This is a genomic window from Citrobacter sp. Cb028 (assembly GCF_030336705.1).
GTDB classification, from domain to species: domain Bacteria; phylum Pseudomonadota; class Gammaproteobacteria; order Enterobacterales; family Enterobacteriaceae; genus Citrobacter; species Citrobacter braakii.
On record NZ_JAOWCZ010000030.1, the window covers coordinates 50,664 to 74,110 of the forward strand.

Annotated in this window: 24 protein-coding genes and 1 other annotated feature; of the genes, 14 read left to right on the top strand and 10 right to left on the bottom strand. The window is 53.0% G+C overall.

Features of this window, described 5'->3' with window-relative positions:
• Positions 1 to 100 precede the first annotated feature (100 nt).
• Complete coding sequence (gene yidI / locus OGV75_RS07255) at positions 101 to 550, top strand: inner membrane protein YidI (RefSeq protein WP_200014320.1); 450 nt, start codon at positions 101 to 103, stop codon at positions 548 to 550.
• A 67-nt stretch (positions 551 to 617) separates the two neighbouring features.
• On the opposite strand, the gene OGV75_RS07260 is transcribed toward yidI, so the two are convergent.
• Positions 618 to 2,279: a putative transporter gene (locus OGV75_RS07260; RefSeq protein ID WP_046276202.1), complete on the bottom strand. Its 1,662-nt coding sequence runs from the start codon at positions 2,277 to 2,279 to the stop codon at positions 618 to 620.
• A 41-nt stretch (positions 2,280 to 2,320) separates the two neighbouring features.
• Between OGV75_RS07260 and OGV75_RS07265 the strand changes: the two genes are divergently transcribed.
• Positions 2,321 to 2,572 carry a hypothetical protein gene (locus tag OGV75_RS07265; RefSeq protein ID WP_143367152.1) on the top strand — a complete coding sequence of 84 codons (252 nt, stop codon included), beginning with the start codon at positions 2,321 to 2,323 and terminating at the stop codon, positions 2,570 to 2,572.
• On the opposite strand, the gene ibpB is transcribed toward OGV75_RS07265, so the two are convergent.
• Together ibpB and ibpA are read right to left on the bottom strand one after the other, a co-directional pair.
• A complete protein-coding gene (gene ibpB / locus OGV75_RS07270) occupies positions 2,561 to 2,989 on the bottom strand; it encodes a small heat shock chaperone IbpB (RefSeq protein ID WP_003827096.1) in 429 nt (142 codons plus the stop codon). The two genes, OGV75_RS07265 and ibpB, sit on opposite strands and share 12 nt — an antisense overlap.
• 92 nt (positions 2,990 to 3,081) lie before the next feature.
• Entirely contained in the window at positions 3,082 to 3,495 is a 414-nt protein-coding gene (ibpA, locus tag OGV75_RS07275; RefSeq protein ID WP_003023882.1) for a small heat shock chaperone IbpA, read from the bottom strand.
• Positions 3,489 to 3,561 (bottom strand) — a sequence feature (ROSE (Repression Of Heat Shock gene Expression) occurs in the 5'-region of heat shock genes and acts as an RNA thermometer to modulate expression.). Its footprint overlaps the gene before it by 7 nt.
• A gap of 238 nt (positions 3,562 to 3,799) precedes the next feature.
• Here ibpA and OGV75_RS07280 point away from each other — a divergent pair.
• Positions 3,800 to 4,132 (top strand): YceK/YidQ family lipoprotein, encoded by a 333-nt coding sequence (locus OGV75_RS07280; RefSeq protein WP_165501425.1) that lies wholly within the window; start codon positions 3,800 to 3,802, stop codon positions 4,130 to 4,132.
• Between the two features lies 1 nt (position 4,133).
• Here the strand turns inward: OGV75_RS07280 and OGV75_RS07285 are convergent, their stop codons facing one another.
• Positions 4,134 to 5,360, bottom strand: a complete 1,227-nt coding sequence (locus OGV75_RS07285; RefSeq protein WP_131405458.1) for a YidR family protein — start codon at positions 5,358 to 5,360, stop codon at positions 4,134 to 4,136.
• Between the two features lie 99 nt (positions 5,361 to 5,459).
• On the opposite strand from OGV75_RS07285, the gene cbrA reads away from it, so the two are divergent.
• Positions 5,460 to 6,578, top strand: a complete 1,119-nt coding sequence (gene cbrA, locus OGV75_RS07290; RefSeq protein ID WP_049271669.1) for a colicin M resistance lipid reductase CbrA — start codon at positions 5,460 to 5,462, stop codon at positions 6,576 to 6,578.
• 4 nt (positions 6,579 to 6,582) lie between these two features.
• Here cbrA and yidA read toward each other — a convergent pair whose 3' ends face one another.
• The 5 genes from yidA to dnaA all read right to left on the bottom strand — a co-directional run bounded on the left by yidA (position 6,583) and on the right by dnaA (position 13,550).
• Complete coding sequence (gene yidA, locus OGV75_RS07295) at positions 6,583 to 7,395, bottom strand: sugar-phosphatase (RefSeq protein ID WP_016155065.1); 813 nt, start codon at positions 7,393 to 7,395, stop codon at positions 6,583 to 6,585.
• 130 nt (positions 7,396 to 7,525) lie between these two features.
• Positions 7,526 to 9,940 carry a DNA topoisomerase (ATP-hydrolyzing) subunit B gene (gene gyrB / locus OGV75_RS07300; protein ID WP_016157816.1) on the bottom strand — a complete coding sequence of 805 codons (2,415 nt, stop codon included), beginning with the start codon at positions 9,938 to 9,940 and terminating at the stop codon, positions 7,526 to 7,528.
• Positions 9,941 to 9,968: 28 nt separating this feature from the next.
• Positions 9,969 to 11,042 (bottom strand): DNA replication/repair protein RecF, encoded by a 1,074-nt coding sequence (gene recF / locus OGV75_RS07305; protein WP_016155067.1) that lies wholly within the window; start codon positions 11,040 to 11,042, stop codon positions 9,969 to 9,971.
• On the bottom strand, positions 11,042 to 12,142 hold the full coding sequence (gene dnaN, locus OGV75_RS07310; RefSeq protein WP_016155068.1) for a DNA polymerase III subunit beta: 1,101 nt from the start codon (positions 12,140 to 12,142) through the stop codon (positions 11,042 to 11,044). The genes recF and dnaN overlap by 1 nt, the downstream gene beginning before the upstream one ends.
• 4 nt (positions 12,143 to 12,146) lie before the next feature.
• Positions 12,147 to 13,550 (bottom strand): chromosomal replication initiator protein DnaA, encoded by a 1,404-nt coding sequence (gene dnaA / locus OGV75_RS07315; RefSeq protein ID WP_016155069.1) that lies wholly within the window; start codon positions 13,548 to 13,550, stop codon positions 12,147 to 12,149.
• Positions 13,551 to 13,847: 297 nt separating this feature from the next.
• Between dnaA and OGV75_RS23635 the strand changes: the two genes are divergently transcribed.
• The 10 genes from OGV75_RS23635 (at position 13,848) to OGV75_RS07360 (ending at position 21,845) form a co-directional block, all read left to right on the top strand.
• Entirely contained in the window at positions 13,848 to 13,928 is an 81-nt protein-coding gene (locus OGV75_RS23635; RefSeq protein WP_420361643.1) for a hypothetical protein, read from the top strand.
• A 228-nt stretch (positions 13,929 to 14,156) separates the two neighbouring features.
• On the top strand, positions 14,157 to 14,297 hold the full coding sequence (gene rpmH, locus OGV75_RS07320; protein ID WP_003023858.1) for a 50S ribosomal protein L34: 141 nt from the start codon (positions 14,157 to 14,159) through the stop codon (positions 14,295 to 14,297).
• Between the two features lie 17 nt (positions 14,298 to 14,314).
• Complete coding sequence (gene rnpA / locus OGV75_RS07325) at positions 14,315 to 14,674, top strand: ribonuclease P protein component (RefSeq protein WP_003844432.1); 360 nt, start codon at positions 14,315 to 14,317, stop codon at positions 14,672 to 14,674.
• Positions 14,638 to 14,895, top strand: coding sequence for a membrane protein insertion efficiency factor YidD (gene yidD / locus OGV75_RS07330; RefSeq protein WP_003023846.1), 258 nt, complete (start codon positions 14,638 to 14,640; stop codon positions 14,893 to 14,895). The genes rnpA and yidD overlap by 37 nt, the downstream gene beginning before the upstream one ends.
• A 2-nt stretch (positions 14,896 to 14,897) precedes the next feature.
• Positions 14,898 to 16,544: a membrane protein insertase YidC gene (gene yidC / locus OGV75_RS07335; protein ID WP_003023844.1), complete on the top strand. Its 1,647-nt coding sequence runs from the start codon at positions 14,898 to 14,900 to the stop codon at positions 16,542 to 16,544.
• A 136-nt stretch (positions 16,545 to 16,680) separates the two neighbouring features.
• Positions 16,681 to 18,045, top strand: coding sequence for a tRNA uridine-5-carboxymethylaminomethyl(34) synthesis GTPase MnmE (gene mnmE, locus OGV75_RS07340; protein WP_016157817.1), 1,365 nt, complete (start codon positions 16,681 to 16,683; stop codon positions 18,043 to 18,045).
• Between the two features lie 180 nt (positions 18,046 to 18,225).
• Positions 18,226 to 19,407 (top strand): MFS transporter, encoded by a 1,182-nt coding sequence (locus OGV75_RS07345; protein ID WP_049271660.1) that lies wholly within the window; start codon positions 18,226 to 18,228, stop codon positions 19,405 to 19,407.
• On the top strand, positions 19,376 to 20,335 hold the full coding sequence (gene yidZ, locus OGV75_RS07350; RefSeq protein WP_016155073.1) for an HTH-type transcriptional regulator YidZ: 960 nt from the start codon (positions 19,376 to 19,378) through the stop codon (positions 20,333 to 20,335). Before OGV75_RS07345 ends, yidZ begins: the two co-directional genes overlap by 32 nt.
• 166 nt (positions 20,336 to 20,501) lie before the next feature.
• On the top strand, positions 20,502 to 21,248 hold the full coding sequence (locus tag OGV75_RS07355; protein WP_016155074.1) for a 4'-phosphopantetheinyl transferase family protein: 747 nt from the start codon (positions 20,502 to 20,504) through the stop codon (positions 21,246 to 21,248).
• A gap of 30 nt (positions 21,249 to 21,278) precedes the next feature.
• Positions 21,279 to 21,845: an NADPH-dependent FMN reductase gene (locus OGV75_RS07360; RefSeq protein WP_003827046.1), complete on the top strand. Its 567-nt coding sequence runs from the start codon at positions 21,279 to 21,281 to the stop codon at positions 21,843 to 21,845.
• 115 nt (positions 21,846 to 21,960) lie between these two features.
• Here OGV75_RS07360 and adeP read toward each other — a convergent pair whose 3' ends face one another.
• Positions 21,961 to 23,298 (bottom strand): adenine permease AdeP, encoded by a 1,338-nt coding sequence (gene adeP / locus OGV75_RS07365; protein ID WP_016155075.1) that lies wholly within the window; start codon positions 23,296 to 23,298, stop codon positions 21,961 to 21,963.
• Between the last annotated feature and the right edge of the window lie 149 nt (positions 23,299 to 23,447).

Here is a 23,447-nt window from a genome sequence, read left to right on the forward strand (position 1 = left end):
CCTTTTTACTTTCACAGTTCAGCTACAACGCTGCTCACTTTCAGAATTGCGAACATGGTATTGCTGATACTCTTTATGCCATCCAGCACAAGGAGGTCTGATGGACATATTATCGCAAAACAAATGTAGCTCATTGGGAATGCTTTTTGGCGCCATTGCATTGATCCTTGGCATTTTTCATTTTTCTTTCGGCCCTTTTTCCGCCCCGCCTCCTACGCTTGAAAGCGTGGTATCAGAGAAGGTATCTGCCGTTAAAAACGGTATTCTTGCTGGACTGAAAGGCGAACAAGCGTCTGCCGCAGTGGAAAAACCAGCAACAGATATCGATAAGATACTGGATAACAGCGGCATTGCTCTTGCCGTCATCGCGCTGGTATGTGCATTTATTGGCGGCATGCGCAAAGAAAATCGTTGGGGTATTTGTGGTGCGATGTGCTTTGGTGGCGGAACGCTCGCCTTTCACGCCCTGCTTTTTGGTATTGGAATTATCTGCGCCATCATCCTGCTTATTCTGATCTTCTCCTTTCTCGGCAACGTTTCACCGGTTTAGTTTGCATGCCAGATGGCGACGTTCATCTTACCCGGCCTACAGGTGATGCAGGCCGGATACTCGCTCTTTAACCCATCCCCCAAAAAATCACCGCCAGCAGTTGCGGCGTGATAATTCGCAGGAACATCACCAGCGGATAAACGGTCGCATACGACAGCGCCGCAGCCCCGCTGGTAGCATGCAGGTTGTTAGCAAATGCCAGTGCAGGCGGATCGGTCATTGAGCCAGCCAGCATGCCGCACAGCGTGAGGTAGTTCATTTTGACGAAAATCCTCGCCAGCAGCCCCACGGTAATCAGCGGAATCGCGGTGATGAAAATACCGTAGCCCACCCAGCTCAGGCCATCTCCCTGCGTCAGGGTATGAACAAAATCACCGCCTGACTTCAGACCAACCACTGCGAGAAACAGCACGATACCCAACTCTCGCAGCGCCAGGTTAGCGCTGGGGGGCATAAACCAATACAGCTTACCAATGCTGCCAATACGCCCCAGGATCAACGCCATAATCAGCGGCCCACCGGCCAGCCCCAGTTTTAGCGCCACCGGGAACCCCGGAATGAATAGCGGGATTGAACCCAGCAGAACACCCAGCCCGATCCCGATAAATACCGGCAGCATCTGCACCTGCTGCAGTTTTTGTTGGGCGTTACCCACCACATTGGCAACAGTATCAATCGAGGAAGGTCGGCCGACCAGATTGAGGATGTCGCCAAACTGCAGGCTGGCGTCGCTGCTGGCTACCAGCTCAACCCCCGCACGGTTCAGACGGGAGATAACCACGTCGTAACGTTCTTTGAAATGCAGGTCGCGGATTCGTTTCCCCAGCACCTGTTCGTTGGTCACCACCACGCGCTCAACGCGTAAATCGGTACCTCGCGTCGACAGCGATGTGTCCACCTCCTGCCCAATCACTACCTGCGCGTTGTGCAGATCAGCAGGCTGACCAACCAGGTGTAGCAGGTCACCCATCTGAATAATCGTCCCCGGCGACGGCACCATCAATGTTTCTTCACGTTTCAAACGTGAGCAGATGATTTTGTCGCTGTTCAGGATTGGGACATCCTGAATCGCCATATTGTTGAGGTTCGGGTTTTCCACACGGATATTCATCGTCTGAATCAGCGCGTGTCCGTTGGTCAGCGTGGATTCATGCTGATGGGCTTCGGCATCGACGTTAACGCGAAAAATTAGGCGCATCAGCCACATAGTGAGCAAAATACCGCAGATACCAAAAGGATAAGCCATGGCATAGCTCATCCCCATCTGATCCACCACATCAACAGGAGTACCCAGATCGCGCAGAATCTGCTGCCCCGCGCCTAACGCCGGAGTATTGGTGACCGCACCGGAAAAAATGCCCAGCACCACGGGAAGGGGAATGGCAAAAATCTTATGCAGGATCGCGGTGACCAGGCCACCCATGATAACAATCAGCACGGCAAACAGATTCAGCCGTAGGCCCGAAACGCGCAGTGACGCAAAAAAGCCCGGCCCCACCTGAATACCGATGGTGTAGACGAAAAGAATCAGGCCAAATTCCTGAATAAAATGCAGCATGTCACCGCTCAGGGTCATCCCTGCCTGATCGACAAAATGCCCGACAATAATACCGCCGAACAGCACGCCTCCGATGCCAAAACCAACACCACGTATTTTTATGTTGCCGATCCATAATCCGACAACTGCCACCATTGCCAGAACGCTGACCGTCAATGCTATATCACTCATTTTCCTGTTCCCTGTGAATAACATTTTATTTAACGAGGATTATGACTGAACCGTTCAGGCATGAATGCAGAGTGGCGCACATTATCATGCTACAAAGCGCCCAGGAGCGCTTGAGAAGGGCGTTCTTTACTGTTTTTCTTCACGTCGATTTGAAATTGCTGAATGCTTTTTTCTGGCAATGGCAGCGCTTCCGGCATCCTGCCCTCCCAGATAATAGTTTCATGTGGGCTGAGGCACAAAAAAGCCCCGTCATTTCTGGCGGGGCAAAGGCATGGAGCTATTTAACTGTCTAATGCGGGACGTTCGCTGATGGCGATACGTTGTGGAGCGATGGTTTCAGGTTCATTCCGGGTCAAATCGATATGCAGCAAGCCGTTAGTGAAGCTTGCGCCGGAGACTTCCATATTTTCAGCCAGCGTAAAGCTCAGGCTGAACGGCTGAGTGACCAGCCCCTGATGCAACCATTTGGTCTCTTTTTCCGGCTGCTGCGGCGTACCTTTCACGGTCAGGCGCGTGCCTTCCAGTTGAATATCCAGATCTTCCTGGCGGAAACCGGCTAACGCAAGGGTAATGCGGTAGTGGTTATCATCGCTCTTTTCGATGTTATAAGGCGGGAAGCTCTGGCTTTCGCCCGTGTTTTGCAAGGCATTGGCCAGTTTGTCAAAACCGATCCATTGACGCAGCAGTGGGGATAAATCGTAGTTACGCATAATAATCTCCTTCTAAGAAGCGAGTAAGTACCTTTTGGCTCCCTGACGGCAAGCCGATTGCTTAGCAGGGCCGCCTGAAGCGGCCCACAGAATTAGTTGATTTCGATGCGGCGCGGCTTATTCGCCTCGGGAATCACGCGTTCGAGATCGATATACAGCAGACCATTCACCAGGTTCGCGCCGCGAACATGAATGTTCTCCGCTAACTGGAACTTACGTTCGAAGTTGCGCTCGGCAATCCCCTGATACAGGTAAGTACGTTCTTTTTGATCGTCCGCATGGGCGCCTTTCACCACCAGCAGATTGTCCTGGGCAGTAATTTCCAGTTCGCTTTCAGCAAAACCAGCAACGGCAATCGCAATTCGGTAATGGTTTTCGTCTACCAGCTCAACGTTATACGGAGGGTAGCCGCCATTGCTCTGGCCCTGATTGTTTTCCAGCAGGTTAAACAGGCGATCAAAACCAATAGCAGAACGGTACAGCGGGGATAAATCAAAGTTACGCATAATCAATAGCTCCTGAAATCAGCGAGAATAATAGACCTTCCATCATGGACAGGTCAGGTAGCCAGGACACCCATCAGGCATGCCCTTCATTTGTCTACACTCTAAAAATGGGTCTTAATACAAACTTTTCAAGCGTATTCATCTGACTTTTTTTGCAGTTTGTTGTCTATTGCATACACTGGTGGGAGCAGTTGTTATCGTTAAATCGCGATAGCCGCCACAGTGTGACGAAATGGTGATGTTATTTTCGCAACGGATCGCTTTAACTCACCATGCAAACACAATAAATACAGATGAAAAAATGATGATAAAAAAAATGTTGGTAACACTGACAATGTGCAGCGGGATGGCGTTTGTGAGCGGCTGTTCCAGCATTATGTCGCATACCGGGGGCAAAGAAGGGACGTATCCTGGCACGCGCGCCAGCGCCACAATGATTAGCGAAAGTGATACAAACTGGGGAACCAAGTCACTGGCGATTCTGGATATGCCGTTTACCGCAGTACTGGATACAGTATTACTTCCGTGGGATCTCTTTCGCAAAGATAACTCGGTGAGATCCCGTGTAGAAAAAAGCGAGAAGAGAACGCAGGCCGCGAACGCCGTTATCCCTCCGGCTGAAATGCCTGCACCTTAAGTTAACGTCCAGTCTCTGTCACCCACAGCTGGCGGAAACCCTCGACGTCTTCCATCCATGCAACCTGTCGACCATCAGGAGAGAAGATGATCGCATCGCCCGATGGTGGGTTGCCGTGACGGTCCGTTAAAAAATCTACCTCTCCCGTCTGAGCATCACAACAAGCAATTTTGTTATCCAGTACAAACCCCAGCCATTTCCCCGACGGATGCCAGTTGAATGCTGACTGAATATCCGTGGCGCAGCGGGTAAGCTGACGCGGTTCCCCTCCTTGTGGGGAAATCAGCCACAGTTGCACAATGCCGACGTCATCACGCATTAAAAACGCAATCTCAGATGCCTTTGGATTACTGCGCACCCAATGGCGCGGCTGATTTAGCAGACCGGGAAAGGCGCGCGCATGAGTAAACGTCAGGCGGCGTTGATTAATACCGAATGGCGGCGCAGGCATTGTTGCCTCAGTGCCCTCCAGCGGAGCGTCGCCCGGCTGTTTCCAGCCGCTTTCATCCTGTGGTAAATCAACAATAAATAACTCCGGCACTTTCTCGCCCGTGACTGATAACGTATCACCGATAAACGCCAGTCTGTTTTCCCCTACCCAGCCCTCTTCATAGGCGCGGTTAATCTCATCGCTACCCGGTTTAGGCGTGGGTGTCGTCTGGGTTACCAGCACGCACCAATGGCTCCCGCTGTACTCACGGGGATGCTGCGCGGAGACCGTCACCGGACCATAGGGCGCAGCCACACCGACATTGCGTAAATCCAGCGCCGGTGAGCGCTCATGCAAAACATGGTCGTTATAGGTGAAACTGACAAACTCGCCGCTCGGGCTAAATACATGCACATGGCTACCACCGCGCAGCGCACCCGGCGTATATGGGGCGGTAATATCCATCGCATCCAGATTCTCCACTTTTGCCTGCGTAGCTATCACCCCACGCCGATGATGGAAGTCGTAATGCCATGTTTCATCAGGATTTTCAGGCCCATGAATAAACACATATTTTTCCAACTTTGGATGAACGGTCACCACGCCAACGTGCGATCCCTGCATGGCCCGATAAATCACCTCCAGCTCGCCAGTATGAATATTGACGCGCTCAATTGTGTCGCCGGTAAAAGAGGCACCGGAAGGGCGCACATCAAAGACCAGCCACTGGCTGTCCGGTGTCCAGGTATTGATATTGGTAAGCTGATGATTACGCGGCGTAAAGGTGATTTGCTTCATGGAATGCCCTGATACAAGACGATTTCAGCAATCATACTTCACAAGCACTTCACTTTCAGGCTTTAGCGTATCGCCATCTTCATTTTTGCGGACAGAAAGATGGAACATTTTGACGTAGCCATTATCGGGTTAGGCCCGGCAGGCGCAGCGCTGGCGCGGCAGTTGAGTGGAAAAATGCGCGTGATCGCGTTGGATAAAAAACACCAGTGCGGCAACGAAGGTTTCACCAAACCCTGCGGCGGTCTGTTAGCCCCGGATGCCCAGCGTTCGTTTATCCGCGACGGGATAACCTTACCCGTTGATGTCATCGCTAACCCACAAATATTTAGCGTTAAAACGGTTGATGTTGCAGCCTCTTTGACGCGTAACTATCAGCGTAGCTACATTAATATCAACCGCCATGCTTTTGATTTATGGCTTAAATCTCTCATTCCTGATGATGTACAGGTGTACCACGACAGCCTGTGTCGGAAAATCTGGCGCGAGGGCGATAAATGGCATGTTATCTTCCGCGCCGACGGTTGGGAGCAGCAGATCACCGCGCGTTATCTGGTGGGAGCCGACGGCGCGAACTCACTGGTACGCCGTCATCTCTATCCCCGGCACCAGATCCGTAAATATGTTGCTATTCAACAATGGTTTGCGGAAAAGCATCCCGTCCCGTTCTATTCCTGCATTTTTGATAACGACGCAACCGACTGTTATTCCTGGAGTATCAGCAAAGATGGCTATTTTATCTTTGGCGGTGCCTACCCGATGAAGGACGGCCAGGCGCGCTTTGACGCGCTGAAAGCGAAGATGGAAGCGTTCCAATTTCAGTTCGGCAAACCGGTGAAAAGTGAAAAATGTACGGTGCTGTTTCCTTCACGCTGGAAAGACTTCGTCTGTGGCAAGGACAACGCATTTTTGATTGGCGAAGCGGCCGGTTTTATCAGCGCCAGCTCACTGGAGGGGATTAGCTATGCGCTGGACAGCGCGGAGGCGCTCAAATCTGTATTGTTGCGGGATGCACCAGATATGAATCACGCTTACCGCAAAGCCACCCGCAAGTTACGTCTCAAACTGTTTGGCAAGATCCTGAAAAGTCGGGCCCTGACGTCGGCGTTTTCCCGTAAATGGATAATGCGCAGCGGCGTGGCGCATATTCCTCAAGGTGACCACTCAGTATCACAACTAATTGCTGAAACAGGGCAAATGCGCCAAGGCATTTGCCCATAACATCTTATTTCAGCGCAAACTTCTCAATGGCATACGCGACGCCATCTTCAAGGTTAGATTTCGTCACAAAGTTGGCGATTTCTTTGACTGATCCAATAGCGTTGTCCATGGCAACGCCCACGCCTGCGTATTCAATCATCGCGATGTCGTTTTCCTGATCGCCAATCGCCATCACCTCTTCGGCTTTTATACCCAACGCATCGGCCAGCGATTTCACGCCAGTCCCTTTATTGACGCGTTTATCGAGGATTTCGAGGAAATACGGTGCACTTTTCAGCACGGTGTACTTCTCTTTTACTTCCGCAGGTATGCGCGAGATAGCTTTATCGAGGATCTCCGGCTCGTCAATCATCATCACTTTCAGGAACTGGGTTGCGGGATCCATTTTCTCGGCTTCACAGAACACCAGCGGAATCGTCGCAACAAACGATTCATGCACCGTGTAGTAGCTGATATCACGGTTCGCGGTATACAGGGTGTTGCGATCGAGTGCGTGGAAATGCGAGCCAACGTCCCGGGAGAGCTGCTCCAGATAACGATAATCATCATAGCTCAGCGCGGTTTGCGCGACAGTACTGCCATCCCCTGCTTTCTGCACTAGCGCACCATTGTAGGTAATGCAGTAGTCACCGGGTTCTTCCATATGCAATTCTTTCAGATAGCTGTGGACGCCGGCATACGGGCGCCCCGTGGTCAGCACCACATTTACGCCACGCGCGCGCGCTGCGGCAATCGCCGTTTTGACCGCGGGTGAAATGGTGTGATCGGGCAGCAGAAGTGTGCCATCCATGTCGATAGCAATAAGTTTGATAGCCATGAGTTCCCCGGATTAAATGAGTCCGTCCTCATGCTAACGCGATTCCGCTCAAAAAACAGCTACGAAAAGGGGGATAGAAAGGGGAATCGAGATTCCCCTTTTGCAGGACGGTTGTAGACCTGGGTGCAAGTTAGATATCGATGTTCGCCGCTTTCAGGGCGTTTTCTTCGATAAACGCGCGACGCGGTTCAACGGCATCGCCCATCAGCGTAGTGAAGAGCTGGTCGGCGGCAATCGCATCCTTCACGGTAACGCGCAGCATACGACGGCTTTCCGGATCCATGGTGGTTTCCCACAGCTGATCCGGGTTCATCTCGCCCAGACCTTTATAACGCTGGATAGCGAGGCCGCGACGTGACTCTTTCTGCAGCCATTCCAGCGCCTGCTCAAAGCTGGCAACCGGCTGGCGGCGCTCGCCACGTTCGATAAACGCATCGTCTTCGATCAGCCCGCGCAGCTTCTCACCGAGCGTACAAATACGACGGTATTCGCCACCGGTCACAAACTCGTGATCCAGAATATAGTCGGTATCCACACCGTGAGTACGGACGCGCACAATCGGCTCAAACAGGTTCTGCTCTGCGTTGTGGTGGATATCAAACTTCCACAGGCTGCCGTGCTGTTCTTTTTCGTTCAGCTCGGTAATCAACGAATTAACCCAGCGGGTAACGGTCTGCTCGTTCGCCAAATCAGCTTCCGGCAGCGTCGGTTGATAAACCAGTTCTTTCAGAAGCGCTTTCGGGAAACGACGTTCCATACGGCCAATCATTTTCTGCGTCGCGTTGTATTCAGAAACCAGTTTTTCTAACGACTCACCTGAAAGAGCAGGTGCGCTGGCATTAGTGTGTAGCGTTGCGCCATCCAGAGCGATAGAAATTTGGTACTGATCCATCGCTTCGTCATCTTTAATGTACTGTTCCTGCTTGCCTTTTTTCACTTTGTACAGCGGTGGCTGTGCAATGTAAACGTGGCCGCGTTCCACAATTTCCGGCATCTGACGATAGAAGAAGGTCAACAGCAGCGTACGAATATGCGAGCCGTCGACGTCCGCATCGGTCATGATGATGATGCTGTGATAACGCAGTTTGTCCGGGTTGTACTCGTCACGACCGATGCCACAGCCGAGCGCGGTGATCAGCGTTGCCACTTCCTGAGAAGAGAGCATTTTATCAAAGCGCGCTTTCTCGACGTTGAGGATTTTACCCTTCAGCGGCAGAATCGCCTGGTTTTTACGGTTACGGCCCTGCTTCGCAGAACCGCCCGCGGAGTCCCCTTCCACAAGGTACAGTTCGGACAGCGCCGGGTCGCGTTCCTGACAGTCCGCCAGCTTGCCCGGCAGGCCCGCTAAGTCCAGCGCGCCTTTACGACGGGTCATTTCACGCGCGCGACGTGCCGCTTCACGGGCACGTGCAGCATCAATAATTTTGCCAACGACAATTTTCGCGTCAGACGGGTTTTCCAGCAGGTATTCGCTCAGCAGTTCGTTCATCTGCTGTTCTACCGCCGATTTCACCTCAGAGGAGACCAGCTTGTCTTTGGTCTGTGAGGAGAACTTCGGATCCGGTACTTTCACGGAAACAACGGCAATCAGGCCTTCACGGGCATCGTCACCAGTGGCGCTGACTTTAGCTTTTTTGCTGTAGCCTTCTTTATCCATGTAGGCGTTCAGGGTACGGGTCATCGCCGCACGGAAGCCTGCCAGGTGAGTACCGCCGTCACGCTGCGGAATGTTGTTGGTGAAGCAGTAGATGTTTTCCTGGAAACCATCGTTCCACTGCAGCGCAACTTCAACGCCAATACCGTCTTTTTCGGTGGAGAAGTAGAAGATATTCGGGTGGATCGGCGTTTTGTTTTTGTTGAGGTATTCAACAAACGCCTTAATGCCGCCTTCGTAGTGGAAATGGTCTTCTTTACCATCGCGCTTGTCGCGCAGACGAATAGAGACGCCGGAGTTCAGGAACGACAGCTCGCGCAGACGCTTAGCCAGAATCTCGTATTCAAACTCAACGACGTTGGTAAAGGTTTCGTGGCTTGGCCAGAAACGTACCTGAGTACCCGTCGCTTCTGTTTCGCCGGTTACCGCCAGCGGCGCCTGCGGCACACCGTGCACGTAAGTTTGCTGATGCACTTTGCCTTCACGACGAATCACCAGCTCCAGTTTCTGTGACAGGGCGTTTACTACGGAAACACCTACGCCGTGCAGACCACCGGAAACTTTATAGGAGTTATCATCGAATTTACCGCCTGCGTGCAGAACGGTCATGATAACTTCCGCCGCCGAAACGCCCTCTTCCGGGTGGATACCGGTTGGGATACCACGGCCATCATCGGTAACGGACACGGAGTTGTCAGCGTGAATCGTTACAACGATATCTTTACAGTGACCCGCGAGCGCTTCGTCGATAGCGTTATCTACCACCTCGAATACCATGTGGTGCAGACCGGTGCCGTCATCCGTGTCGCCGATATACATACCCGGGCGCTTACGCACCGCATCCAGTCCTTTCAGGACTTTGATACTGGAGGAGTCATAAGAATTCGACATCAACGTTTCTCGCTCATTTAAACTTGGGTTAATCCGTTATTTTACCCTTTTCCACGGTGAACATCTTCGAATTTTTGTCCGACATGTCCAGAACGTGTTCAGCGCTGATTGCGCTGACAAAGACCTGAGATTGCGTCGCTTTTAAGCGGCTGGCTAACAGCCCACGACGGGCATCATCAAGTTCAGAGGCAAAATCATCTATCAGGTAGAGACACCGCCGCCCACTTTCGCGGGTGAGGAACTCCCCTTGCGCCAGACGTAAGGCGCACATCAGCAGCTTTAGCTGCCCACGCGACAACGTGTCTTCCACCGGCGCACCGTCAGCGCGAATGCGAAAATCCGCTTTGTGCGGACCGTGCGCGGTGTAGGTCAACATGCGATCGCGTTCAAAACTGCGTTCCAGCACTTCGGCATAATCGGTCTCTTTCTCCCAGCCGCGCTGGAATGAGAAGGAGAGAGAAAATTCGGGTAGAAACTGCTGACAGGTATCCGCCATATCCTGCGCGATACCGGCGCTGTACTCCGCGCGCCAGGTGCTGATTTGTTCCGCCAGCGGGATCAGTTCTTTATCCCACGGACGCAGTTGCTCATAACGACTCACCTGGCGCAGGGCCGCGTTGCGCTGCTTGAGCAGTCGCTTCAGATTGCTCCAGGCGGTGAAAAATCCGGCTTCATTGTGAAAGCATCCCCAGTCAAGGAATGCTCTTCTGTATTTGGGGCCGCCATTGAGTAAAGTAAACCCCTCTGGCGTGATCAGCTGCATCGGCATCAGGTGCGCCAGTTCCGCGACCTTGTGCCCGTCAGTGCCGTCAATGCGCACTTTGCTGTCGCCCAGTTTGTCTTTCGTCAGGCCAATCGATGTCTCACGCTCTTCCCCCTGCAAACGCCCGTGTAAAACAAACGACTCCTGCTCGTGGCGAATTACGCGGCCAATCTGCAAACTGCGAAACGCCCGGCCGTGGCCGAGCGTATAGATGGCTTCCAGCACGCTGGTTTTGCCGCTGCCGTTCGCGCCAACCAGGAAGTTAAAGCCAGGGGATAAAGCGAGATCCGCGCTTTCGATATTGCGAAAGTCGCGGATCAACAGACGGGTGAGCGACATTACAGTCTCATTGGCATAACAACATAAGCCGCGCTCTGGCTGGCAGCATCTTCAATCTGTACGCTCGATACGGAATCGGTCAGCAGAATACGAACGTTCTCGCACTTCAGCGCGTTCAGTACGTCCAGTACGTAGCTAACGTTAAAACCGATTTCCAGTTCAGTACCAGGATAGGAGACATCCAGAATTTCTTCCGCTTCTTCCTGCTCCGGGTTGTTGGCGGTTATTTTCAGCTGGTTTTCACTGACATACAGACGCACGCCGCGGAATTTCTCGTTAGAGAGGATCGCCGCACGAGCAAATGCCTGTTTGAGGATATCGCAACCGGCTTCCAGATGTTTGTCCGGATTCTTCGGCAATACGCGGCGATAATCCGGGAAACGGCCATCAACCAGCTTGGAAGTAAAGATGAAGTCACCCACGTGTGCACGAATGTTGTTGCTGCCAATCTGCACGCGCAGCGGGTTGTCGCCGCCGTCGAGCATACGCATCAGTTCAATCACGCCTTTACGCGGAACGATCACCGAATGGCTGGGTAACTGCTGACCGACTGGCATTGAACAGACCGCCAGGCGGTGACCGTCGGTCGCCACGGTACGCAGCTCTTCCCCTTCGGTTTCAAACAGCATGCCGTTTAAGTAGTAACGCACGTCCTGATGCGCCATCGAAAACTGCGTGGCTTCAATCAGGCGCTTCATCGTGGCCTGCGGCAGCGTGAATTCGACTTCGCTCTGCCAGTCGTCCAGATTCGGGAAGTCGGCGGCAGGCAGCGTAGACAGCGAGAAACGGCTGCGGCCAGAACGCACCAGCATGCGATCGCCTTCCAGTTGAACGGCAATTTCCGCGCCTTCCGGCAACCCACGACAAATATCGAAGAATTTACGCGCCGGAACGGTGGTCGCACCAGGTTCATGAGGCTGGATCAGCGCCACGCGCGCCACCATCTCCATTTCGAGATCGGTACCGGTCAGAGAAAGCGCACCGTCAGCAACCTGCAGCAGCAGATTTCCGAGAATAGGCAGTGTAGGACGTCCACCCAGCGGGCCGCTGACCTGCTGAAGCGGTTTTAATAAATGTTCACGTTCAACGGTAAATTTCATAGCGTCACGAAGATAATGTTCTGATTAAATTGGAGAAATCTTCTTTAATATCATGGCTTTCTTCACGCAACTGCTCAATCTTGCGACAGGCATGAAGCACGGTAGTATGGTCACGCCCACCAAACGCGTCGCCAATTTCCGGCAGACTGTGGTTAGTGAGCTCTTTTGCCAGCGCCATCGCCATCTGGCGCGGACGAGCTACCGAGCGAGATCGACGCTTAGAAAGCAGATCCGCAATTTTGATTTTGTAATACTCCGCCACCGTCTTCTGAATATTGTCGATGGTGACCAGCTTTTCCTGCAAAGCCAGCAAATCGCGCAACGCTTCGCGCACGAAATCGATGGTAATCGCCCGGCCGGTAAAATTAGCGTTGGCGATCACACGGTTCAGCGCGCCTTCCAACTCACGTACGTTAGAGCGTAGACGCTTGGCAATAAAGAACGCCACTTCACCCGGCAGACGAATGTCGTTTTCGTCGGCTTTTTTCATCAGGATCGCGACGCGCGTTTCCAGCTCAGGCGGCTCGATCGCAACAGTCAGTCCCCAGCCGAAGCGGGATTTCAGACGATCTTCAACGCCGTTGATCTCTTTCGGATAGCGATCCGAAGTCAGGATGATCTGCTGATTGCCTTCCAGCAGGGCGTTAAAGGTGTGGAAAAACTCTTCCTGCGATCGTTCTTTATTCGCGAAGAATTGGATATCGTCAATCAGCAGCGCATCCACGGAACGGTAGTAGCGTTTAAACTCTTCGATCGCGTTGTTTTGCAGGGCCTTAACCATGTCCTGCACAAAACGTTCGGAGTGCATATACACCACTTTCGCGTTTGGCTTACGCGCCATAATACCGTTACCGACAGCGTGCAGCAGGTGGGTTTTACCCAGACCCGTACCGCCATAAAGGAATAACGGATTGTAGGCGCCGCCAGGATTGTCCGCCACCTGACGTGCCGCCGCGCGCGCCAGTTGGTTAGATTTACCTTCAACGAAGTTATCAAACGTGTGTTTGACGTTGACGTTAGAACGATAGGTAGGTTCTGCCGGTGCCGGGACGTTATCCCAGCCTGAGCGCGCCGCCGGAGCGGCACGTTGCGGTTGCACTTGCTGAGCCACGTAGGCGGGCGCAACAACGTTGTTTACCGGCGTTTTCAGCGTTTGCGTGACGGGTTTAGTACCGACTTCAAAGCGCAGCTGCGGGGCATCCGCTCCACAGAAGTTATTGAGTAATCCATTAATATTATTAAGGTATTTATCCCTTACCCAATCAAGCACGAAACGGTTTGGCGCATACAAAGCCAGCGTGTTATCGCTCAGTTCCGCCTGCAACGGGCGTATCCACATACTGAACTCTGTGGCTGGTAACTCATCCTGCAATCGGGCAAGACACTGCTGCCAAAGCGAAAGTGACACGGCGGACTCCACTCGAACAAAAGTCGATAAATGACAAAGGCTGAAACATTCATGATTGTTGACGCACATCGACAAGACCCTATGCAAAGGGTGACGTGCGAATTGCTATCTGCAATTTTTACCCGATCAGGATCCATTGAAACGATCAGGACCGCGGATCATAGCGTAAACTGAGAAAGAGATCTTCTGTTTCTCACAGATTCTTCCCGATTTATCCACAGGATGATCCAGAATCGGCTAAGTGTAAACGATCCTGGAGAAGTGCTGCAGGTTTTAGCGCGCATATTGAAAAAATTAATGAGTAAAGATGCTTTACTGCTTAAACGATCTAATAAAGATCCCGAGCGATCCTTGCGCTTTATCCGCCAGCCCGTATAATTCTTACCCCCAGCGAGTAACGGTCGCCTTACGGCGTCAACGCTGCCTGTTTTATACGCGAAACCATGCGGAAAAAAGCGGGAAATAAGGAAAGAGAATTGACTCCGGAGTGTACAATTATTACAATCCGGCCTCTTTAATCACCCACACTGTGGCGTAAGTCGTTCGAAATTCGTTCGGGTATACGCAAAAGTCAGTGAATTTATTCAAGTTTAGGTAGAAATCGCCATGAAACGCACTTTTCAACCGTCTGTACTGAAGCGCAACCGTTCTCACGGCTTCCGTGCTCGTATGGCTAATAAAAATGGTCGTCAGGTTCTGGCACGTCGTCGTGCTAAAGGCCGTTCTCGTCTGACCGTTTCTAAGTAATAAAAGCTAGCCCCTGAGTGGTTAAGCTCGCATTTCCCAGGGAGTTACGTTTGTTAACTCCCACTCATTTCACATTCGTCTTCCAGCAGCCACAACGGGCTGGCACGCCGCAAATCACCATCCTCGGCCGCCTGAATTCGCTGGGGCATCCCCGTATCGGTCTTACCGTCGCCAAGAAAAACGTTAAACGCGCGCATGAACGCAATCGGATTAAACGTCTGACACGTGAAAGCTTTCGTTTACGTCAGCACGAACTTCCAGCAATGGATTTCGTGGTGGTGGCGAAAAAAGGGGTTGCTGACCTCGATAACCGTGCTCTCTCGGAAGCGTTGGAAAAATTATGGCGTCGCCATTGTCGCCTGGCTCGCGGGTCCTGATAGCCCTTATTCGGGTCTATCAACGCCTGATCAGTCCGCTGCTTGGGCCGCATTGCCGTTTCACTCCAACCTGTTCGAGCTACGGAATTGAGGCATTGCGCAGGTTTGGAGTGATAAAAGGCAGTTGGTTGACGGTGAAACGCGTATTAAAATGCCACCCTTTACACCCTGGTGGTGACGATCCCGTCCCGCCCGGACCATTTGATACCAGAGAACACTAACGATGGATTCGCAACGCAATCTTTTAGTCATCGCTTTGCTGTTCGTGTCTTTCATGATCTGGCAAGCCTGGGAGCAGGATAAAAACCCGCAACCTCAGGCCCAACAGACCACGCAGACAACGACCACCGCAGCGGGTAGCGCCGCAGACCAGGGCGTACCGGCCAGTGGCCAGGGGAAACTGATTACGGTTAAAACTGACGTGCTTGATCTGACCATCAACACCCGTGGTGGTGATGTGGAACAGGCTTCACTGCCAGCTTACCCGAAAGAACTCGGTTCTACCGAACCGTTCCAGTTACTGGAAACCACGCCACAGTTCATCTACCAGGCACAGAGTGGCCTGACAGGTCGTGACGGCCCGGATAACCCGGCTAACGGCCCGCGTCCGCTGTACAACGTCGAAAAAGACGCGTTTGTACTGGCTGACGGTCAGAACGAACTGCAGATCCCGATGACCTATACTGACGCAGCGGGTAACACATTCACTAAAACGTTTGTACTCAAGCGCGGTGAATATGCTGTCAACGTTAACTACAGCGTGCAGAACGCCGGCGAAAAACCGCTGGAAGTCTCCACCTTTGGTCAGCTGAAGCAATCCATCAATCTGCCATCTCATCGCGACACTGGTAGCAGCAACTTTGCGCTGCACACCTTCCGTGGCGCGGCGTACTCCACGCCGGATGAAAAGTATGAGAAATACAAATTCGACACCATTGCTGAAAACGAAAACCTGAACGTCAATGCTAAAGACGGCTGGGTCGCAATGCTGCAACAGTATTTCGCAACGGCATGGGTTCCGCGTAACGACGGCACCAACAACTTCTATACCGCTAACCTGGGTAACGGCATTGCCGCTATCGGCTATAAATCACAGCCGGTACTGGTTCAGCCTGGCCAGACTGGCGCGATGACCAGCACCCTGTGGGTCGGCCCGGAAATTCAGGATAAAATGGCGGCAGTTGCACCGCACCTGGATCTGACCGTGGATTACGGCTGGTTGTGGTTCATCTCTCAGCCGCTGTTCAAACTGCTGAAGTGGATCCATAGCTTCCTGGGTAACTGGGGCTTCTCCATCATCGTTATCACCTTTATCGTTCGTGGCATCATGTACCCGCTGACCAAAGCGCAGTACACCTCCATGGCGAAGATGCGTATGCTGCAGCCGAAGATTCAGGCTATGCGTGAGCGTCTGGGCGATGACAAACAGCGTCAGAGCCAGGAAATGATGGCCCTGTACAAAGCTGAGAAGGTTAACCCGCTGGGCGGCTGCTTCCCGCTGATCATCCAGATGCCAATCTTCCTGGCGTTGTACTACATGCTGATGGGCTCCATTGAACTGCGTCATGCGCCGTTCGCTCTGTGGATCCATGACCTGTCTGCACAGGACCCGTACTACATCCTGCCGATCCTGATGGGCGTGACGATGTTCTTCATTCAGAAGATGTCTCCGACCACCGTGACCGACCCGATGCAGCAGAAGATCATGACCTTTATGCCGGTCATCTTCACCGTGTTCTTCCTGTGGTTCCCGTCAGGTCTGGTGCTGTACTATATCGTCAGCAACCTGGTAACCATTATTCAGCAGCAGCTGATTTACCGTGGTCTGGAGAAACGTGGCCTGCATAGCCGCGAGAAGAAAAACTCCTGATATTAGTCGCAGGGGCGTTGGCTGCATTTGCTTGCCGCCTTCCTGCAACTTGAATTATTTCGAGTATTCACGGTAAAGTTAATGCCAGAGAAGGCGGTCGTTAGACCGCCTTTTTTACATTTACAAGAGAGCTATCATGAACCATAACGACACCATCGTCGCTCAGGCCACCCCTCCGGGACGTGGTGGCGTGGGTATCCTGCGCATCTCCGGCCTGAAGGCGCGCGAGGTTGCAGAAACCGTACTGGGGAAACTACCAAAACCGCGCTATGCCGACTATCTGCCGTTTAAAGACGCGGATGGCAGCACGCTGGATCAGGGAATTGCCCTGTGGTTCCCCGGTCCGAACTCCTTTACCGGTGAAGATGTTTTAGAGCTTCAGGGCCACGGCGGTCCGGTGATTCTCGATCTGCTGCTTAAACGTATTCTGATCATTCCCGGGCTGCGCATTGCCAGACCGGGTGAATTCTCCGAGCGTGCGTTTCTCAATGATAAGCTTGATCTGGCCCAGGCAGAGGCAATTGCCGACCTGATCGATGCCAGCTCAGAGCAAGCCGCTCGCTCGGCGCTGAACTCGTTGCAGGGCGCATTTTCTGCACGGGTAAATCATCTTGTGGAAGCGCTCACTCACCTGCGCATCTACGTGGAAGCGGCGATCGACTTTCCGGATGAAGAAATCGACTTCCTGTCTGATGGTAAGATTGAAGCGCAGCTCAACAACGTTATCAGCGATCTCGATGCTGTTCGTGCCGAAGCGCGTCAGGGCAGCCTGCTGCGCGAAGGGATGAAGGTGGTCATTGCCGGTCGCCCAAATGCCGGGAAATCAAGCCTACTGAACGCGCTGGCAGGTCGTGAGGCGGCCATTGTGACCGACATTGCGGGTACGACTCGCGACGTACTGCGTGAGCATATTCATATCGACGGTATGCCGCTGCACATCATCGACACTGCCGGTCTGCGCGATGCCAGCGATGAAGTTGAACGCATTGGTATCGAACGCGCGTGGCAGGAAATTGAACAGGCCGACCGCGTTCTGTTTATGGTTGATGGCACCACCACCGACGCCGTGGACCCGGCTGACATCTGGCCAGACTTTATTGCCCGTCTGCCAGCCAAACTGCCGATTACCGTGGTGCGTAACAAAGCGGATATTACCGGTGAGACGCTGGGCCTTAGCGAAGTAAATGGCCACTCACTGGTTCGCCTCTCTGCGCGTACCGGTGAAGGCGTTGACGTGCTGCGTAACCATCTCAAACAGAGCATGGGCTTTGAAACCAATATGGAAGGCGGCTTCCTGGCGCGCCGTCGTCACCTGCAGGCGCTGGCAGAAGCGGCGGAGCATCTCGAGCAGGGTAAAGCCCAACTGCTCGGAGCATGGGCCGGAGAATTGCTGGCAGAGGAACTACGTCTGGCGCAGCAGAACCTCAGTGAGATCACCGGGGAATTTACCTCCGACGATCTGCTGGGAAGGATTTTCTCCAGCTTCTGTATTGGCAAGTAACGTTGTGTTGCCCGGTGGTGCGATGCCTACCGGGCCTACAGTACCCGTAAGTCGGATAAAGCAAAGCGGCTATCCGGCTACAAGTAATTTCCCATATGGAAATCACTGTTGTCCAAATGGCAACTCGTGCAGTTGACTCTCTGCCCGTATGCTTAGCGCCACATTCCTCATGAGGTCGCTATGACACGCTTTCTAATCTGCAGTTTCGCCCTGGTGTTACTCTATCCCGCGGGTATTGATATGTATCTGGTGGGGCTGCCCCGTATTGCTGCCGATTTACAGGCCAGCGAGGCGCAACTGCATATCGCGTTTTCGGTTTATCTGGCGGGAATGGCGACGGCGATGCTGTTTGCCGGGAAAATTGCCGACCAGTCAGGACGCAAACCCGTCGCTATTGTCGGCGCCCTCATCTTTATTTTCGCCTCTGCGCTGTGTTCATTCGCCGAAAGCGGTACGCCGTTTCTCACAGGCCGCTTTATTCAGGGCGTAGGCGCAGGCTGCTGCTATGTGGTGGCTTTCGCCATCCTGCGCGATACGCTCGACGATCGCCGCCGGGCGAAGGTACTGTCGCTGTTGAACGGTATCACCTGTATCGTGCCGGTACTGGCGCCGGTGATGGGGCATCTGATTATGCTCAAATACCCGTGGCAGAGCCTGTTCTACACGATGATCGGTATGGGTGTGGCCGTTTGCTTGCTGTCAGTGTTTATCTTGCGAGAATCGCGCCCAGCGACGCTCCCGGCATCTGCAGAGAAGAACCACCTATCTGAATCGCTGGTGAACCGTTTTTTCTTAAGCCGCCTGGCCATCACCACTCTCAGCGTGTCGGTGATCCTGACCTTCGTGAATACTTCGCCGGTGCTGTTGATGGAAGTGATGGGCTTTGACCGTGGTGAGTACGCCACCACGATGGCCATGACCGCAGGCATCAGTATGGCGGTCTCGTTCTCTACGCCATTCGCCCTGAGCGTGTTTAAACCTCGTGTTCTGATGCTGACCTCACAAGTGCTGTTTCTGTCTGCCGGCGTGGTGTTAACCCTTGCCAGTTCGCACATGGTGACGCTGTTTGGGCTGACCTTAATCTGTGCCGGGTTCTCGGTCGGCTTCGGTGTCGCGATGAGCCAGGCGCTGGGACCTTTCTCGCTGCGTGCGGGCGTTGCCAGCTCGGCGTTAGGTATTGCGCAGGTTTGCGGTTCCTCGCTGTGGATATGGCTGGCGGCGGTGCTCGGTCTTGATGCGCTGAATATGCTGATCGGGATTCTGATTGGCTGTAGCATAGTGAGTATCATGCTGATTATCACTGTTGCACCTAACCGGTCCACGCCAACTCATGAAGAAATCCCTCAGCAGTCTAGATCTTAATTTATTGCTCTGCCTGCAGCTGTTGATGCAGGAACGCAGTGTTACCAAAACTGCCAAACGGATGAACGTCACGCCGTCGGCGGTCAGCAAGTCGCTGTCGAAACTGCGGGCCTGGTTTGACGATCCACTGTTTGTAAACACCCCGCTGGGGCTAACGCCAACACCGCTGATGGTCAGCATGGAACAGAACCTGGCAGAGTGGATGCAGATGAGCAACCAGTTGCTGGATAAGCCGCACCATGAAGCGCCGCGCGGGCTGAAGTTTGATCTGGTGGCCGAAACGCCGCTGGTGATGATCATGTTTAACGCGCTCTCCCGACAGATCTATCAGCGTTATCCCCAGGCGACGATCAAAATACGCAACTGGGACTATGATTCGCTGGATGCAATTATTCGCGGCGAAGTGGATATCGGCTTTACTGGCCGGGAAAGCCATCCGCGTTCGCGTGAACTGTTGAGTTTGCTGCCGTTGTCGATCGACCATGAAGTGCTGTTTTCCGATCTCCCCTGTGTCTGGCTACGTGAAGATCATCCGGCATTGCAGGAAGAGTGGAATCTGGACACATTTCTGCGCTATCCGCACATCAGCATTAGCTGGGAGCAAAGCGATACCTGGGCGCTGGATGAAGTCCTGCAAGAGATGGGGCGCGCGCGCAATATTGCGTTATGTCTGCCCGGTTTTGAGCAGTCGCTGTTTATGGCCGCCCAGCCGGATCACGCGCTAATAGCCACAGCTCCGGTTTATTGCCAGCGTTATAACCAACTCCACCAGCTTCCGCTCGTGGCGCGTCCTATGCCTTTTGATGCCGCGCAGCTGGAAAAAATGCGCGTACCGTTCACCCTTCTTTGGCACAAACGTAACAGTCATAATCCTAAGATCGTCTGGTTGAAAGACACCATCAAGGCGCTTTATCGCGACATGTCCTGACGTTGCACCGCCACTTTGTTGCTAAATCGACTATTCTGGCAACAGAAATGTAAATATCGCGTAATGTATTCTATTTCAGCTTACTTTTTGGGCAGCAAAGCCTGCCTGGATGCCGCGTAAATGTTACTCTGGTAATTATCACGGACCATTAATCACGGAGCGAAAAATGGCGACACATTTTGCCAGAGGGATTCTTACGGAGGGACACCTGGTTTCAGCTCGCCTCCCTTCTCCATGTCATATCGAAGCAAGAGATCTCCCCGCTCATCGCCGAACACGTTTCCTGGCTTCCCGAAGTTTACTCGCTGAACTGATGTTTATGCTTTACGGCACCAGTACGCTGCCCGAGATTGTTACTCAGGCCAAAGGTAAGCCCATTTTTCGCGATAAGAACCTGCCGGGATTTTCGATTTCTTATGCCGGGAATATCGTTGGCGTTGCGCTAACAACTGAAGGAACGTGCGGGCTGGATATGGAACTGCAGCGAGCTACCCGCAGCTTTCACCATCCGCATTCAACGGAAACATGGCGCTTCTCCAGCAACGAAAATCTGTGGATCAATAACCAAAACGACCCCAACGAAGCACGCGCGCAGCTCATTACGTTGCGCCAGAGCGTACTCAAACTCACCGGCGATGTAAGCAATGATGATCCACACGAACTCCAGCTTTTACCCGGCGCAGGACGTCTGAAATGTGCCCATGTTGCGCAGGTTGAAGCCATTTGCGATGCGGAAGATGTTCTGGTGTGGTCGGTTGCGGTTACGCCAACCATTGAAAAACTCAAGGTTTGGGAGTTTGATGGTAAACAGGACTGGAAAAGTTTGCCTGATATCCAGACCCGCGCCAATGAGCCTACGGGTCGTCTGATCCGGTTCTCTCAATTATGCGCAGCGAAGAGCCATACGCTTTGATTTAACCTTTATGATGAAACAGGAGTCACCATGTCAGAAACATTGAATGTTGTTACGTTACTGGGAAGTCTACGCAAAGGTTCGTTTAATGGAATGGTTGCCCGTACGCTGCCCAAGATTGCTCCAGCAGGAATGGAAGTCAACGCGTTGCCATCAATTGGTGATATCCCACTGTACGATGCCGACCTCCAGCAGGAAGAAGGTTTTCCGGCAAGCGTAGAAGCGCTGGCAGAGCAAATCAGGAAGGCTGACGGTGTCGTCATCGTGACACCGGAATATAACTATTCCGTGCCTGGCGGACTGAAGAACGCCATCGACTGGCTGTCCCGCCTGCCGGATCAGCCATTATCGGGTAAGCCGGTGCTGATCCAGACCAGCTCCATGGGCGCCATTGGCGGCGCGCGCTGCCAGTACCATCTGCGTCAGATCCTGGTGTTCCTCGACGCCATGGTAATGAATAAACCGGAATTTATGGGCGGCGTGATTCAGAACAAAGTGGACCCGCAGACAGGTGAAGTGATCGACCAAAGTACGCTGGACCATCTAACCGGCCAGCTGACCGCATTTGGCGACTACATCCAGCGTGTGAAAGCCTAAAAGAAAAAGCCCGCTGGCTGCAATGCCTGGCGGGCCGTATCCGGTTATCAAATTTGCCTGATGGCGCTGCGCTTATCAGGTCTACACGCCTCGCGCAGCACCGTCTCAGCGGCAATTAATGTGCGTCGATAAACACAATCTTCAACACAAACAGCAGTGCGACAACGATGACGCACGGGCTGAGATCGCGGAAACGTCCGGTACCGATTTTCATCACACAGTAGGAAATAAAGCCCAGCGCGATACCTTCGGTAATCGAGAAGCTAAACGGCATCATCACGGCGGTAATAAACGCCGGAACGGCTTCAGTCAGGTCATCCCACTTCACGCGTGACAGGCTTGATGTCATCAGGACGCCAACGTAAATCAGCGCACCAGCGGCCGCATATCCCGGTACCATTCCCGCCAGCGGCGACAGGAAGATAACCAGCAGGAACAACAGGCCAACAACTACCGCGGTCAGGCCAGTACGTCCACCGACAGAAACCCCGGAAGAAGACTCGATATACGCGGTAACGGAAGAAGTACCGATAAACGCACCAGCAACCGATGACACGCTATCCACATACAGCGCCTGCTTCATACGCGGAAACTTACCCTTCGCATCCGCCAGACCGGCTTTATCCGTGACGCCAATTAGCGTACCGGAGGAGTCGAACAGGTTGACCAGCATGAACGAGAAAATTACGCCCGCAAGACCAATGTTAAACGAACCAGCCAGATCAACATGCCCGATAACGGACATTACGCTCGGCGGCGCGGAGACGATCCCGTTGTAATGGACATCGCCCAGCATCCAACCCAGCAGCGTGGTCACAATGATAGAGATCAGTACCGCCGCATGGATGTTACGTGAAGCCAGAATCGCGATGATAAAGAAGCCCAGAATACCGAGCAGTACGCTGTGGGACGTCAGGTTACCAATAGACACCAGGGTGTCTTGGTTGGCGACGATAACACCAGCGTTTTTCAGCCCCATCATGCCGATGAACAGACCAATACCGCTGGTGATCCCCACGCGCAAGCTAACCGGGATGTTGGCAATCATCCAGTAACGTACGCGGAAAATCGTCAGTAGCAACAGACCTACCGCGCCCCAGAAGATTGCGCCCATACCGATCTGCCATGACAGGCCCATCGCGCCAACGACCACGAAGGCGAAGAACGCATTCAGACCCATAGCAGGCGCAAGTGCGACCGGCAGGTTGGCAAACAGGCCCATCAGGATGCTACCAAATGCAGCAATCAGGCAGGTGGTTACAAAGACGGCGCTGGTATCCATGCCAGCCACGCCAAGAATTTGCGGGTTAACAAAAACGATATACACCATCGTCAGGAAGGTGGTTAAACCGGCGATCACTTCGGTCCGTGCCGTCGTGCCATGTTCGCGCAGTTTGAACACGCGTTCCAGCATCCCCTGGCCAGAAGCCTGGGTTGTGTGTTGTTGACTCATTATCAATTTCCGAACAAGGAGGGAAAATTCGTCGCTATCCTATACCAAAATGCGACAATAGGGTTGGGTTATGAGCAACTTTTTTCATTGATTTTGCTTATACGGCAACGATTGCGTCGCCCAATAATGCATTACGAAAACGTTAAACT

Bases quoted from the DNA above. Each gene is read 5' to 3' on its own strand.
- OGV75_RS07285 (WP_131405458.1), bottom strand. From the start codon at position 5,360: ATGAAGCAAATCACCTTTACGCCGCGTAATCATCAGCTTACCAATATC.
- yidC (WP_003023844.1), top strand. From the start codon at position 14,898: ATGGATTCGCAACGCAATCTTTTAGTCATCGCTTTGCTGTTCGTGTCT.
- gyrB (WP_016157816.1), bottom strand. From the start codon at position 9,940: ATGTCGAATTCTTATGACTCCTCCAGTATCAAAGTCCTGAAAGGACTG.
- OGV75_RS07355 (WP_016155074.1), top strand. From the start codon at position 20,502: ATGGCGACACATTTTGCCAGAGGGATTCTTACGGAGGGACACCTGGTT.
- OGV75_RS07280 (WP_165501425.1), top strand. From the start codon at position 3,800: ATGATAAAAAAAATGTTGGTAACACTGACAATGTGCAGCGGGATGGCG.
- recF (WP_016155067.1), bottom strand. From the start codon at position 11,042: ATGTCGCTCACCCGTCTGTTGATCCGCGACTTTCGCAATATCGAAAGC.
- ibpB (WP_003827096.1), bottom strand. From the start codon at position 2,989: ATGCGTAACTACGATTTATCCCCACTGCTGCGTCAATGGATCGGTTTT.
- adeP (WP_016155075.1), bottom strand. From the start codon at position 23,298: ATGAGTCAACAACACACAACCCAGGCTTCTGGCCAGGGGATGCTGGAA.
- OGV75_RS23635 (WP_420361643.1), top strand. From the start codon at position 13,848: ATGAGTAAAGATGCTTTACTGCTTAAACGATCTAATAAAGATCCCGAG.
- OGV75_RS07260 (WP_046276202.1), bottom strand. From the start codon at position 2,279: ATGAGTGATATAGCATTGACGGTCAGCGTTCTGGCAATGGTGGCAGTT.
- yidA (WP_016155065.1), bottom strand. From the start codon at position 7,395: ATGGCTATCAAACTTATTGCTATCGACATGGATGGCACACTTCTGCTG.
- OGV75_RS07265 (WP_143367152.1), top strand. From the start codon at position 2,321: ATGACTGAACCGTTCAGGCATGAATGCAGAGTGGCGCACATTATCATG.
- dnaN (WP_016155068.1), bottom strand. From the start codon at position 12,142: ATGAAATTTACCGTTGAACGTGAACATTTATTAAAACCGCTTCAGCAG.
- OGV75_RS07360 (WP_003827046.1), top strand. From the start codon at position 21,279: ATGTCAGAAACATTGAATGTTGTTACGTTACTGGGAAGTCTACGCAAA.
- ibpA (WP_003023882.1), bottom strand. From the start codon at position 3,495: ATGCGTAACTTTGATTTATCCCCGCTGTACCGTTCTGCTATTGGTTTT.
- rpmH (WP_003023858.1), top strand. From the start codon at position 14,157: ATGAAACGCACTTTTCAACCGTCTGTACTGAAGCGCAACCGTTCTCAC.
- cbrA (WP_049271669.1), top strand. From the start codon at position 5,460: ATGGAACATTTTGACGTAGCCATTATCGGGTTAGGCCCGGCAGGCGCA.
- OGV75_RS07345 (WP_049271660.1), top strand. From the start codon at position 18,226: ATGACACGCTTTCTAATCTGCAGTTTCGCCCTGGTGTTACTCTATCCC.
- mnmE (WP_016157817.1), top strand. From the start codon at position 16,681: ATGAACCATAACGACACCATCGTCGCTCAGGCCACCCCTCCGGGACGT.
- yidI (WP_200014320.1), top strand. From the start codon at position 101: ATGGACATATTATCGCAAAACAAATGTAGCTCATTGGGAATGCTTTTT.
- yidZ (WP_016155073.1), top strand. From the start codon at position 19,376: ATGAAGAAATCCCTCAGCAGTCTAGATCTTAATTTATTGCTCTGCCTG.
- yidD (WP_003023846.1), top strand. From the start codon at position 14,638: ATGGCGTCGCCATTGTCGCCTGGCTCGCGGGTCCTGATAGCCCTTATT.